General features: G+C 67.1%; 13 protein-coding genes. 4 read left to right on the top strand and 9 right to left on the bottom strand.

Features of this window, described 5'->3' with window-relative positions:
- Position 1: 1 nt before the first annotated feature.
- The 6 genes from WD430_RS02425 to WD430_RS02400 form a co-directional block, all read right to left on the bottom strand.
- Complete coding sequence (locus WD430_RS02425; RefSeq protein WP_339104442.1) at positions 2–928, bottom strand: cobalt-precorrin-4/precorrin-4 C(11)-methyltransferase; 927 nt, start codon at positions 926–928, stop codon at positions 2–4.
- Entirely contained in the window at positions 925–1749 is an 825-nt protein-coding gene (locus WD430_RS02420; RefSeq protein WP_339104441.1) for a cobalt-factor II C(20)-methyltransferase, read from the bottom strand. The genes WD430_RS02425 and WD430_RS02420 overlap by 4 nt, the downstream gene beginning before the upstream one ends.
- On the bottom strand, positions 1746–2360 hold the full coding sequence (cbiT, locus tag WD430_RS02415) for a precorrin-6Y C5,15-methyltransferase (decarboxylating) subunit CbiT (RefSeq protein WP_339104440.1): 615 nt from the start codon (positions 2358–2360) through the stop codon (positions 1746–1748). The genes WD430_RS02420 and cbiT overlap by 4 nt, the downstream gene beginning before the upstream one ends.
- Positions 2361–2551: 191 nt before the next feature.
- Complete coding sequence (locus WD430_RS02410; RefSeq protein ID WP_339104439.1) at positions 2552–3334, bottom strand: beta-ketoacyl-ACP reductase; 783 nt, start codon at positions 3332–3334, stop codon at positions 2552–2554.
- 132 nt (positions 3335–3466) lie between these two features.
- Positions 3467–4387 carry a glycosyltransferase gene (locus WD430_RS02405; protein WP_339104438.1) on the bottom strand — a complete coding sequence of 307 codons (921 nt, stop codon included), beginning with the start codon at positions 4385–4387 and terminating at the stop codon, positions 3467–3469.
- A gap of 66 nt (positions 4388–4453) precedes the next feature.
- The gene (locus tag WD430_RS02400) at positions 4454–5767 is read right to left on the bottom strand and encodes a cobyrinic acid a,c-diamide synthase (RefSeq protein WP_339105783.1); all 1314 of its coding nucleotides are present in this window, start codon (positions 5765–5767) and stop codon (positions 4454–4456) included.
- Between the two features lie 172 nt (positions 5768–5939).
- Between WD430_RS02400 and WD430_RS02395 the strand changes: the two genes are divergently transcribed.
- The 4 genes from WD430_RS02395 to WD430_RS02380 all read left to right on the top strand — a co-directional run bounded on the left by WD430_RS02395 (position 5940) and on the right by WD430_RS02380 (position 7389).
- Positions 5940–6140, top strand: a complete 201-nt coding sequence (locus WD430_RS02395; protein WP_339104437.1) for a hypothetical protein — start codon at positions 5940–5942, stop codon at positions 6138–6140.
- A 98-nt stretch (positions 6141–6238) separates the two neighbouring features.
- Positions 6239–6796 carry a DUF1802 family protein gene (locus WD430_RS02390; protein WP_339104436.1) on the top strand — a complete coding sequence of 186 codons (558 nt, stop codon included), beginning with the start codon at positions 6239–6241 and terminating at the stop codon, positions 6794–6796.
- Between the two features lie 72 nt (positions 6797–6868).
- Complete coding sequence (locus tag WD430_RS02385; RefSeq protein ID WP_339104435.1) at positions 6869–7042, top strand: hypothetical protein; 174 nt, start codon at positions 6869–6871, stop codon at positions 7040–7042.
- A gap of 125 nt (positions 7043–7167) precedes the next feature.
- A complete protein-coding gene (locus WD430_RS02380; protein ID WP_339104434.1) occupies positions 7168–7389 on the top strand; it encodes a rubredoxin-like domain-containing protein in 222 nt (73 codons plus the stop codon).
- Positions 7390–7518: 129 nt separating this feature from the next.
- On the opposite strand, the gene WD430_RS02375 is transcribed toward WD430_RS02380, so the two are convergent.
- The 3 genes from WD430_RS02375 to cobN are packed head-to-tail and all read right to left on the bottom strand — an operon-like array spanning position 7519 to position 13037.
- A complete protein-coding gene (locus WD430_RS02375) occupies positions 7519–8310 on the bottom strand; it encodes a cobalt-precorrin-7 (C(5))-methyltransferase (protein WP_339104433.1) in 792 nt (263 codons plus the stop codon).
- Positions 8307–9077, bottom strand: a complete 771-nt coding sequence (locus WD430_RS02370) for a precorrin-8X methylmutase (RefSeq protein ID WP_339104432.1) — start codon at positions 9075–9077, stop codon at positions 8307–8309. The genes WD430_RS02375 and WD430_RS02370 overlap by 4 nt, the downstream gene beginning before the upstream one ends.
- A 51-nt stretch (positions 9078–9128) precedes the next feature.
- Positions 9129–13037: a cobaltochelatase subunit CobN gene (cobN, locus tag WD430_RS02365; protein ID WP_339104431.1), complete on the bottom strand. Its 3909-nt coding sequence runs from the start codon at positions 13035–13037 to the stop codon at positions 9129–9131.
- Between the last annotated feature and the right edge of the window lie 25 nt (positions 13038–13062).

Here is a 13062-nt window from a genome sequence, read left to right as displayed (position 1 = left end):
ATCAATCGTCTCCCGCTTGCGTTTCGGTTTCGTTCGCCTGTGCGTCCGCGTCGTTCGCGTCGCTCGAGTCCGATCCTCGATTCGCCCAGTCGCCGTAGAGGAAGGAGCGCTCGTAGCCTGCACCGGTCACCGCATCACCGATAACCACCATCGCAGAGGCCCGATAGCCTGCCTCTTCGACCTTATCGGCGATATCGTCGACCGTTCCGATGATCACGTCCTCGTCCGGCCACGAGGCGTGGTAGATCACCGCGACCGGCGTCTCGGGGTCCCGGCCGTCCTCGAGCAGCCGATCCATCGTGTCCCGAACCGCGTGGGTCCCGAGGTAGATGCAGGTCGTCACGTCGCCCATCTCGACGAAGTCGGAGATGTGGTCCTCCTCGGGGCTCAGGGTCTTCCCCTGCGGTCGGGTGAACGCGACGTGGTTGGAGACCTCGTTCAACGTCAACTGGGTCCGCAGCGTCGCGCTGGCCGCGAAGGCCGACGTGACGCCCGGCACGAAGTAGGTCGAGACCCCTTCGTGTTCCAGCGCGTCCATCTGCTCGAGTGCGGCCCCGTAGATGGCCGGATCGCCGCTGTGCAGGCGGACGACGTTGTCGCCGTCCTCGTAGGCGTCTCGCATCAGGGGAATCAGTTCCTCGAGGTCCTTCCCGACCGAATTGACCAACTCGGCGTGGCCGCAGTACTCCTCGAGCAGTTCGCTGTTGACAAGCGAGCCCGCGTGGACGACGAGGTCGGCGTCCTCGAGCAGTTCCTTCCCCGCGACGGTCAGCAGCCGCGGGTTGCCGGGGCCCGCGCCGATGAAGGGGATTCCCTCCTGTTCGTCGCCGGCGCTGTGCTCGAAGATCCGGTCGTCGAGTTCCTCGCGGCGGCGTTCCCCCTGCGAGTCGATCGCGTCTTGTGGATCGTTCTGCGTGTCGTCGGTCATCGGTGTCCCTCACAGTCGCCGCCCTCACAGCCCTCGGCGCGCTCGAGTGTGACTCGGTTCCCGCCATCGGCAACGGGCTCGCCGCTCGAATCGCGGTCGTTCGCGGTTACGTCGTCGGTCCCATCGCTCTCGTCGTCCTCGAGGAACGTCGCGGTCGCCTGCTCGACCTCGAGGGATTCCTTCTCGGCGTAGGCGAGCGTGTAGTAGTCGCGCTCGTCGATCGCCTCGGGGTCGTCGGTGACGATCGTCTCGCCCTGTTCCATGAACAGGCGGCGGCCGTAGGTCACGTCGTAGCCCGCGTCCGCGAGTCCCTCGTGGGTCGCGGGCGCGTCGGTGACCTTGAACAGGATCATCCGGTCCGGCCCCGTCGGGCTCGCCCCGCTCGCCGCTTCGCGAAGCGAGAGTCCGGCGCCGGCCTCGATCTCGACCCCCATCGCGGTCGCGAACGCCGTCACGGCGCTGACGCCGGGGATGATCTCCAGCTCGACGTCGGGGTGGAAGGCGTCGATCGTCCGGCGCAGGTGGCCGAACGTCGAGTAGACGTTCGGATCGCCCAGCGTGACGAAGGCGACGTCGCCGTCGCGCGCGTTCGGGGCGATCTCCGCCGCGGCCTCCTTCCAGGCCGCTCGCAGCTTCTCTTCGTCTCTCGTCATCGGGAAATCGAGGTCGCCGATCTTCGACTCGTCGACGTGCTCGAGCGCGACGGTCCGCGACAGGCGGCCCGGCGAGTAGACCACGTCACAGTCCTCGAGGACCTCCTTCCCGCGGACGGTCACGAGGTCGGCCTCGCCGGGGCCGAGTCCGACGCCGTAGAGGGTCATTGGCTGTCCCCTCCGCTTCCGTCCGCAGCGACTTTCTCGCCCTCATTCTCACTGTTCTCGTCGGCCGTCGCGCTCCCGACCAGCATGTAGACCGGATTATCCGAGTTAAAGCTCGTCGCGCCGGCGAGTTCGTAGCCGTGGCTCACCTGGAACTGGACGACCTCCTCGAGGATATCGCGCTCGCGGAAGGCCTCCGTCGCCTTGCCGGCGACCTCGAGGCGCGAGACGTTCATCACGATGCGGTCGACGCCGGTCTCGACGGCGTGGTCGAGGACGGCCTCGAAGTTCCGGCTCCCGCCCAGAAAGAGCGCGTCGGCGTCGTCGGGCAGCCCCTCGGGCGCCTCCGCGTTCCGAAGGTCGACGTCGGCCCGTACCGACTCCTCGTTGGCCGCGAGGTTCTTCTCGGTCGTCTCGAGCCGTTCGGCCTTCCGCTCGACGGCGGTCACTCGCCCGGCCCGCTGTGCGGCTTCGATAGTGACGGCCCCCGTACAGGAGCCGACCTCCGCGAAGTGGTCGTCCGACTCGAGCGCGAGTTTCGAGCGGACGACCGCCCGGACCTCCGACTTCGTCGGTCCGGCCTTCGCGTCGTGTGGAAGCGCGATGGGTGGCATCACCCGTGGCAACAGCAGCCTCCCCTAAAACAATTTTGTTTGGTGTAGGGCAAGTTCGCTTGCTCAGTTGTGCTTGGAGTAGTTCAAGGGAGGTTGTTCACCGACGCGAGACCATCGGCTCGAGTCCGTCTGTGGAACCGGGCGAAGATGTGCCCTCAGGAGTTCGAACCGAAAATCGACGGCGTACCGCGCTACCACTCCATTCCGCCGTTGATGCCGATGACCTGGCCGGTCATGTACTCCGCGTGGTCGCTGGTGAGGAACCGAATCATGCCGACGATGTCCTCGGTCGTGGCGAACCGACCCAGCGGGATGTCCCCGCGGATCTTCTCCTGGACCCGCTCGGGAACCTTCTCGAGCATGTCCGTCTCCGTGAAGCCGGGCGCGACGCAGTTGGCCGTCGAGCCGTGGCTGGCCAACTCGAGGGCGAGCGTCCGTGTGAAGGCGAACAGGCCGCCCTTCGAGGTGGCGTAGTTGGCCTGTCCGTAGTTGCCCTGCTGGCCGACGACGCTCGAGATGTTGATGAGTCGGCCGTGTTCGGACGACTTGATGTCCTCGTAGAACGCCTTCGTGCAGTTGAACGTCCCGGTTAAGTTGACGTCGATGACGGTCTGCCAGTCCTCGTAGGTCATGTTCTCGAACTTCCGGTCGATCGTGATCCCCGCGTTGTTGACCAGGACGTCGATCTCGCCGAGTTCCTCGTGAACCTCAGCGGCCATCCGCTCGACTTGCTCGGGGTCGGAGATGTCGGCCTGTACCGGAACCGCCGTCTCGCCGTTCTCCTCGATCGTTTCCGTGACCTCGAGGGCGCGATCCTCGGCCGATCGATAGTTGACGGCCACGTCGGCTCCACAGCGGGCGAGTTCAAAGGCGATATCGCGGCCGATACCGCGGGACGATCCGGTGACGAGACAGGTGCGGTCGGTCAGCGGCCTGCGCTCCAGCGGCTCGAGTCGGTGGACGGTTTCGGACATGCGATCGTCAGTACACCGGCATTCGTGTTAACTATTTGACTACTTATCAACAGCCGTGAATACCACGCTGTGATTCGTTTCCGATCCGGACGGTCGGATTCGAGGAGCCTCGATGCGCTCGAGGCGTCCGTCTCACTCCGGCTCGACTGAGACGTCGAACTTGCCGCGCCACCGGTAGCGCCGTCCGCCCCAGACGAACGTCCGCCGAACCAGACCGTACACGAGCAGCGGAATCGCCGCCACTGCGACCGGATACGCCGCGAGGAACGTCCATCGACGAACGCCGAGCGCGGCGTAGACACCGGCCATCGCCACCGTCAGTAGTGCCAGCGCGGGCAGCGGAAACAGCACGCATCCGACGGCGAGTACGGTTCCGAGGACGAACTGGCCGACCGCTCCGGCCGGCTCGTGGTACCGGACGATCTTCGCGAATCGGACCTGGTTCTCGAGCGTGTCGCGGAACGACCCCCCGATTTCGACGCGGCGGGTCCGCTCGACGCTCGTGACGTCGACGTATTCCATGAGGAGACCGTCGTCGCTCACCGTCCGCCGGAGGTCCGCGAGGAAGGCCGCCTCGTCGATATCGTCGCGTTCGAAGACGAGGGAGCCGCCCCAGGGAACGCCCGCGTGGCAGACGGCGAGCGTTCCGCTGATAACGTGCGTCGGCTCGAGAAGCACCGCGAGCGGATCCCGTCCGACGAAGATCGGGACTTCCGTGGTCGGACCGTACCGCTCGTAGTCGCGTCGTAACCCGTCGAGCCAGCCGGGGGGATGGCGAAAGTCGTCGTCGGACCAGACGAGTCGATCGCGTTCGGCCGCTTCCATCCCGGCCGCGATCGCGTTCGCCTTCCCGGAACAGCCCTCGGGTTCGCCCGCGACCACCAACCTGACGGCGTCCGGACGGTCCTCGATTCGCTCGACGACCGACTCGACCGCCGTATCGCAGACCACGAGGAGTTCGTCCCCCGGACGCAGTTGCGCGGCGATCTCCTCACAGGCGTCGTTCCATCCCGTCGTGGGCAGAATGACGCTGATCGGCGTTAGATCCGTCATACCCACCCCATCGACCCAGCTGATGATCAAATGATAGGTTATCGGAAGTGCAGACGATCGTTGCGGTCAGCGGCTGATCGCCTCGAGGAAGCGATCGAACGCGCCGCTCTCGGCGTGGACGTGGACGTAGGTACCGAGCGAGTCGTACTCGGTCAGCCCGTCGTGGTCGCCGTCGATCCCGTCGCCCCGCACGGTCTCGAAGGCGAAGCGGGCGTCGCCGTCGACCTCCGCGCTCGAGTAGTGGAACTCGTGGCCCCGGATCGTCTCACCCGCGTCGGCGGTGAGCGTCCCCTCGCTGGCCTCGAGTTCGACGTGGTCGAGCGCCTGATAGCGGTCGTGCATGGTCACGTCGGCGGGGAGGATCCCGGCCATCTCGTGGGTGTCTCCCTCGGCCGTCGTCAGCGACTGACTCATGGTCATCAGTCCGCCGCACTCCCCGAGGACGGGCAGCCCCTCGCTCGCGAGCCGTCCGAGTTCGCCGAGCGCGTCGCTCGACTCGAGTTCGGCGGCGTGGAGTTCGGGATAGCCCCCTGGCAGGTAGACGCCGTCGCAGTCGGGGACGGGATCGCCCGCGACGGGCGAGAACGTGACCACCGCGGCGCGCTCGCGGAACCGCTCGATCGTCGCGGGATACCGGAAGCAGAAGGTGGAATCGCTGGCGACGGCGACGGTGGCGTCGACCGTCTCGGCGAACTGGACTGGTTCGTCGGACGACGGAACCGGCGGCTCCGTTGCCACGTCTGCCAGCCGCTCTGCCTCGAGCGACTCGGCGGCCTCCCGCAGCGCGTCTCTCGGCAGCGCGGCCTCCTCGCCCATCTCGAGACCGAGGTGCCGGTCGGGAATCTCGAGGTCGTCGTTCGGCGGAATCCGCCCGAAGTACTCGAGGCCGTCGGGAAGCGCGTCGCGGATCCCCCGTTCGTGGCGGCCGCCGTGGGCGCGCTGGGCGACGACGCCGGCGACTTCGATATCGCGGCCGATCGAGTCGGCGTACTCTTTGAACCCCAGCGCGGTCGCCGCGACGCTCTCCATCCCCGCCTTGGCGTCGACCACGAGGACGACGGGGAGTTCCAGCGCTTCTGCGACCATCGCCGTGCTCGAGCCGTCGCCGTCGTAGAGGCCCATGACGCCCTCGACGACGCAGATGTCGCCCTCTCCGCGCCGGTAGTTCCGTCGGATCCCGTCCTCGCCGCAGAGCCATAGGTCGAGCGTCCGGGAGGACCGGCCGGCGATCGCCTCGTGGTGGCTCGGATCGATGAAGTCCGGGCCCGCCTTGGCCGGCTGGACCGCGTACTCTGCGTCCTCGAGGGCCTGCACGATCGACAGCGTCGCGACCGTCTTCCCGACGCCGGAACTGACGCCGCCGAGGACGAATCCGTTCATCATTGTGATTGCGTTCGCACAACTGAACTTGAATCCGTCGGTGGCGGCGGTCGGCCGCAGTCGGGCCGACGGATCGTCGGGTCGCCGACGCGACCGACCCGTGCTCCCCCAGCGTCCGATCGGTCGCGACTCCGGTACTGTTATTTATCGAACATCCGAACTCTGCATACTCGTGAGTGAGTCACGTTCGTCAGTCGGTCTCCGCGATCCGGAGTATCTCGCGACCGTCGCCGGAACGGTGTCGACCGGCGGGCTCTTCTTCTACGGCGCGCTGGTCGACTCGGCGCCGTCGGCCGACGTGATCGGCTTCGTCCTCGCCTGGGTGTTCGTCCCGATGGTAGTCACACACGAAGTCGCTCGCCGCTGGTTGTGAGGGTCGGCGCGCGGGCAGCGTTCGAGAGCGCCCGCCTCGAGAGCGGCCGCCGACCGAAACCGAATTGGGACTCGTCCGCGTTCGGAGGACCGACAGCAATGAGCGACGCGACGACCGCCGAGACGATACCGGCGCTGAAGGAGCGCGCCGGCGTCGTCAACGCCCTGCTCGACGGCGCCCAGACGGTGCTCGTGCGTCACCCGACGCTCGACCCGGGTACGATCGACGGCGAATTCGCGCTCTATCCGGCGTACAGCCATCAGGACCCCGCGCGGTATCAGTCGCAGTACGAGCACTACTACCACCGCTCGAGCGCCAAACCCGACGCCGGCGTGCCGATCCGCGCCGTCGCCGAGGTCCGCGAGGAGTACACCGTCTCGAGCGACGTGCTCGAGGCCCTCTCGCGACACTACGTCTACACGCCCGACGGCCTGCGTGACAAGTACGACCCCGACGACGACCTGCGCGTGCTGTTGCTTCGCGTGGCGGCGCTCGTGTCGCCACAACTCATCGAGGAGCGCGGCAGCTATCGCGGCTGTCGCGCGTGGATCGACCTCGAGGACGACGTCGACGTCGATGCCGAGGCAGCGCTCCCGGTACTCGACGACGCGGCCTTCGCCGAGCGGCGGGCCGCGGTTCGGGACGCGCTCGAGTGACGCCTCCCGCGGTCGGTTCGAACCACCGACGAACTTAACCGCTCGAGTCGGTTACGACCGCCGGGTCGAACTATGAGTGGGGAAAACGGGAGTGACACCGAAACCGAGCAGCATCTCCGGGAAGCGCTACGGCACCTGAGCGAGGCTCGAGACGCCGACGACCTCCGGAAGACCAACGCCGTCGCGCTCGAGGAAGTCGAAAACACCGTGTCGACGGTACTGCGGGAACACGAGCAAGACGAGTAGCCGCGGTCGGGTATCCGTCGTGGCGGCCGCGGGAGTCGGCCCTCGCGGGACCGATCTCGAGTGATCTTCGGCCCCCCAGACCCGAGGTGTGTTTTAACATACCACGGAGCGTAGGGTCGACTGTGATGAGGCCCGAAAACGATCACCCGTCGGTCGCCAGCGAACTTCGCAACAAGAACGAGACCGAAGTCCCGATCGGCGAGGCCCGGGAGCCCGAGAGCCGCGGGTCCGCCATGTGGCGCTGTCGAACGTGCGGCGAGATGGGACGCCTCGAGGACGATCTGCCGGAGACCTGTCCCGGCTGCGTCGCGCCGCGGGAGGAGCTGTACTACTGGGTGGAGGACTGACGGTCGCCGCGACGCTCGAGAACGATCGCGGACTCGGCTCGAATTCCCCGTCGACTCCGGACGTTCCGGGTCTCGACGATCGTATCGTCGCTTCGCGCTGAAAACGCGGGACCGATGTGACCGCGGACGCTACACCGGCTGTCTGACCGCCAGCACGATCAGATCCGAAAACGGCGTGTCCTCCCGTCCGTTCCCGCCGGCGTGCTCGGACAACTCGGCCAGCGTGAACCGGTGGATCTCCTCCTCGTCGTGGGTCAGCTTCTCGAGGACCAGCGCCTCGAGGTCCGGATCGGCGCCCTCCTCGAGCAGGAACGCGGCGATGTCGCCGGGCATCCGATCGTAGGGCCGGGGGAGCACGAGCAGGTGTCGCTCGTCGACCGTCGCCGCGGTCGCGAGGCGGTCCATGTCGCCCTCGAGGTCGCCGCTCTTGTGGAGCGTGACGAACTCGGTGTCCTCCATCGGCGTGCGGGCGCGGCTTGCGGCCATCTGGAGCGAGGAGATGCCGGGAACGACTCGCACCGGGATTTCGGCGTCCTCACGTTCAACCGCGTCCTGTACCTTCCCGACGAACTGGTATCCCGAGTGATTCGGATCGCCCATCGCGACGGCCGTTCCCGACTCGCCGTCGGCGACGCGGCGTCCGAACGCCTCGAGCGCCGCGGCCTCGTCCTTGTACCCACAGGTCAGCAGGTCCGCATCCGTCAGGTCCTCGACGAACTCGACGACCGTGGTAAAGCCGACGACGACGTCGGCCTCGCGGATCGCGCGCTCGCCGCGGGGCGTGAGATACTCCTGATTGCCGGGCCCGACGCCGACCGCGTAGACGGGCTCGTCGGTTTCCTCGTCGATGTCCGGTTCCGCTGCCGCGGCCGCGAACGTCGCCGGGTCGGGCCCCGCCTCGAGGTCGTACTCGTCGCTCATTCGTCCTCGCCGTCCTCGCCCGCGGACTGGGCCGCTCGAGCCTCGGCCGTCGACTCCAACTCGAGGTCGTCGGTCCGCACGTCCTTGGCGACGTGGATCAGTTCGTTCGTCAGCGCGGCCGCCAGCCCGCTGCCGCCCCGCCGGCCGACGTTGGTGATCGCGGGCACGTCGTATTCCTCGCTGACCTCGCGGATGCGCTGGCGGCTCTCCTCGGCCTTGACGAAGCCGACCGGCGTCGCGACGATGACGGCGGGTCGGGTGCCGTTCTCGATGCAGTCGGCCAGCGCGAAGGCGGCCGTCGGCGCGTTGCCGATCGTCGCGATGGCACCGTCGTAGACCCCCTGCTTGTCGAGTTCGAGCACCGAGGCCGCGGTCCGGGTCATCCCCGTCTCCTCCGCGAGTTCGGCGCCGTTGCCGATCGCCTTGCGCTTCTCGCAGTTGTGGCCGCGGCCGGTGATTCCGGCCTTGGACATCGTGATGTCCGTGACGATGGTCGCCTCGTCGAGCACCGCTCGAGCGCCGGCGCGGACGGGGGCGTCCTCGTCGTCGCCGCGGTCGTCGCTTCCGGTGAACTCGAGCAGGTGCTGGAACTCGATGTCGCCCATCGAATGGACGGACTTCTGTCGCACGCGGTCGGCCAGCGTCTCGTCCGGAACGAACTGCCGGACGATGTCCATGCTCGTCTCGGCGATGTCCATCGCGTTCTGCGTCGTCGCTCCCAGGTCGGCGTACTCCTCCTCGAAGTCCCGTTGCTGTCCGTCACTCATCGGTCATCACTCTCCGCGGCTCGCGTATCGATACTCGGCCGAACGTCTTCGCTAATCATCCTGAGCCACCTCCGCATCGGTATCCGAACCGACGGCCTCGTTGGTCGTTCGGGCCTCGAGATCGCCCTCGACCTCCAGGTTCAGATCGCGCAGACGGTCGGCGGTCTCCTCGTCGGCGTCCCAGAGATCGCGCTCGATCGCCTCGAGCAGCGTGTCCGTGATGGACTCGAGCGCCCACGGGTTCACGTCGCGCATCCAGTCCTGTCGGTCCTCGTCGAAGGCGAACTTCTCGGCGACCTCCGCCCAGAGCGTGTCCGAGACGACGCCGGTCGTCGCGTCCCAGCCCAGCGTCACGTCGACGGTCGTCGAGAGGTCGCCCGCGCCCTTGTAGCCGTGTTCCTCCATGGACTCGAGCCAGTCGGGGTTGAGCACGCGCGAGCGCATCGCCTTGCGGACCTTCTCCTCGTTCGTGTAGACGTCGACGTTGTCGGGGTCCGAGGAGTCGCCGACGTAGGAGGCCGGTTCCTCGCCCGATATTTCCGATACCGCGGAGATGAAGCCGCCGTGGAAGGCGTACCAGTCCGAGGAGTCGAACTCGTCCTGCTCCATCGTGTCCTCGAGTTTGACCGTCGCGTCGACGCTCGAGAGGCGCCGTTCGAAGGCGTCGTGGGCGTCCGAGACGCGGCCGCGCGAGCCCATCGCGTAGCCGCCCCACTGGACGTAGACGGAGGCGAGATCGGAGCGGTCGTCCCAGTTGCCCTCATCTACGGCCTTATTGGTACCGGCGCCGTACCCGCCGGGTTTGGTCGTGAAGACGCGGTGTTTCGCGGCCTTACGGGCGTCGGACTCGTCGAGACCTTCCTCGTCCTCGAGTTCCGCTTGCTCTTCCTCGACGTGCTTCTTCACGTAGTTCATCTCGTGGGGTTCGTCGAGGTCGACGACCGCGTCCACGGCGTCGTGGATGACCCCCGCCGCTGCGGGGAAGGCGTCCCGGAACAGCCCCGAAACGCGGGTCGTCACGTCGATTCGGGGTCGATCGAGGTCCTCGAGCGGGATCGGTTCGACGTCGTCGATCCGACCGGCGTCGGTCCACTGGGGTTCGACGCCCATCATGGCGAGCACCTGCGCGATTGTCTCGCCGCGGGTGCGGACAGTGGGGGTTCCCCACGCGACGACGCCGATCTCCTCGGGGTACTCGCCGTTTTCGGAGTGATGACGCTCGAGGACGCCCTCCGCGACCTCGCTCCCGACCTGCCAGGCAGCCTTTGCAGGTACTTTCCGCGGATCGAGCGTGTAGAAGTTCCGCGCCGTGGGGAGCAGGTCGACCCCGCCGCGAGTCGGTGCGCCCGATCCGCCTGGGGGCACGTACTCGCCAGAGAGCGCGTCCGCGGTGCGCGGAATCTCGTTCTCGGCGCCCTGCACGCGGGGCTGGGCCTCCTCGCAGATGTAGGCCAGGACCTCTCGCAGGTCGTCGTGGGCGCGCGATTTGGCTCGCGCGTCGCCGATCGTCTCGAGGTCGACCACGAGCAGATTCATGTTGACCTCGTCGTCCGGTCCCGCTTCGCGTTCGGACTCGGGCACGTCGAAGTCGTGTTCCGCGAGCGTCTCGATCAGGTCGACGCTGGTCTCGTGGACGACATCGGCGGCCTCGGCGTAGGTCATCCCGAGATCGTCGTCGTACTCGCCGGGCACGTCGAGCATCTTCTCGTAGTCGACACCGAGCGCGCCGGCCACGCTCTCGCGCAGGCTCGGCGCACCGGGGTTCTCGAGGCGCGTCAGCGCGACGAGGTACTCCACGAGGCGCTCGTCGGCCGGCGGCTCGGACATCGTGTGGAGTCCGAGTCGGATCTGGGTCGTCTTGACGTCGGTGAGGTACTCGTGGACGCGTTCGACGAGTTCGTCGATGTCGACCTCGTCGCCGTCGACGTCGCCCTCAGCCAAGGTCGATCCCGCCTCGTCGGGACCGCGGACGTCGGCCTGCTCGTCGATAGTGCCCGCGATTCCCAGCTCCACCGCGAGGTCGAGTTCCTCGACTTTCCCCCGAATGAGGGCCTCGAGGTGGTCGCCGTCGTCGGCACGAGCGTCCTCCATCCCGGCCTCGCGGTACTGGTTGGCGAGTTCCTCGAGTTCCGAGAGTTCGTCGTAGGTGCCCGCCGACCGCATCACGGGGGTGAGGTAGTCGACGATGGCGGCGTAGGAGCGGCGCTTCGCTTGCGTCCCTTCTCCTGGATTATTGACGATGTACGGGTAGACGTTCGGGATGTCGTCGATCAACTGATCCGGCGCGCTCTCGCCGTTCAGTCCGACCGTCTTGCCGGGGAGCCACTCGAGGCTGCCGTGGGTCCCCAGGTGAACCACCGCGTCGGTCTCGAAGGTGTTGCGCAGCCAGCCGTAGAAGGCGTAGTAGTCGTGTGGCGGCTGCAGGTCCGAATCGTGATAGACCTTCGAGGGGTCCATCCCGAACCCGCGCGGAGGCTGGACGGTGACGAGGACGTTACCGAACTCGACGCCCGGAATGGCGAACGGGCGGTCGGGGGCCTCGCCCCATTCCTCGATGACGTTCTCCTGAAACCGTTCGTCCGCGTTGCTGAACCAGTCTTCGTACGTATCCGGCGAAACCACGTCGACCGAAAGGTCGCGAACGTCCTCCGGGGCGACCCAGCGGTCCTCGAGGGTCAATTGGGACGTGAGTTTCTCCACGAGGGACTGTCCGCTGTCGGGCATGTCGTCGCCCAGATCGTAGCCGCGGGCCTCGAGTTCCTCGAGCAGGTTCACCGTCGACTCGGGGCTGTCGAGGCCGAACGCGGTGCCGATCCCGTCGTCGCTCGGCGGGTAGTTGTGGAGGACGACGGCGACTCGCTTGTCCTCGTTGGGCGTGTGGCGCAGTTCGGCCCAGTTGACCGCCAGTCGGGTCGCGTGGTCGATGCGGTCCTCGATCGGGAAGTGGTGTTTCGGCGCGGAGCCGATGCCGGCCTCGTCGTCGGTACGCTCCTTGCCCGAGATCGGGTGGGTGATGACGTTGCCGTCGAACTCCGGCAGCGCGACGGAGAGCGCGAGTTCGAAACCCATCACGCCCGTGTCGCTGGACTCGTACCGAGAGCGCGAGCGCATCGTGGTGACCGTCTGCAGGACCGGGACGCCGAGGCGGTCGAGAAAGACGTCCTCCGCGGAATCGCCCTCGTCGCTGGCGCTGCGGCCGCGCTCGTCCATCGAGAGGGAGAACATAAAGGAGGAGAGCACGGCGTCGACGACCGGCTCGCCTGCGTCATCGATGAGCCAGTTGTCGGTCACCCACTCGGCGTCCTCCTGCTCGTCGGTATCCGTGGCGGGGTTACAGAAGATCGGGAGGGCGTTGGCGCCCTGCTCCTCGAGCGCGCGGACCTGCGCGTCGACGTAGCGGGTGTTCTCGTGGGTCCAGTGGGACTCGTAGAACCAGATCGCGACCGTCGGCAGGTCGGGATCGTGGGTCTCGAGCAGGTCCTCGTACTCGATCCCCGGGTGGTCGGGGTGGTAAACGCCCTCCGTCGGCAGTTCGGTGGGCTCGTCGTATGCGAGGTCGCGACCCTCGTACTCCGATACCAAGAACCGACACAGGTTGGCGACGTTGATCGTCCCCCCCTTCTCCAGATATTCGTAGGCGAGGTCGCGATGTTCCTCCGTGACCGTCGTGTCCTCGAAGGCGAAGGCGTCGCCGGTCGACTTGACGATCAGCGGCACGCCCGCCTCCTCGAGGGCGCCCGTCGCGTAGTCGTAGCCCGGCATGCTGTCCTCGGCGCCGTGCAGCCAGAAGATCGCTGCCGCGGCGTCGGTCAATTCCTCGACGAACTCCTCGACGTCGGCCTCCTCGTCCAGATCGCTCTCCGAGCGGACGACCAGGTCGACGTCCTCGAGTCGCTCGGCGGCCCGGCCGATCGAGCCGAGTTCGTTCTCCGTGGCAGTGTAGATCCCGATGGTAGTCATCGCGTTTTTAAACCTCTGTTGTATT

It is taken from the genome of Haloterrigena sp. KLK7, assembly GCF_037914945.1.
Lineage (GTDB): Archaea > Halobacteriota > Halobacteria > Halobacteriales > Natrialbaceae > Haloterrigena > Haloterrigena salinisoli.
This window is presented reverse-complemented; position numbering and strand designations above follow the sequence as displayed.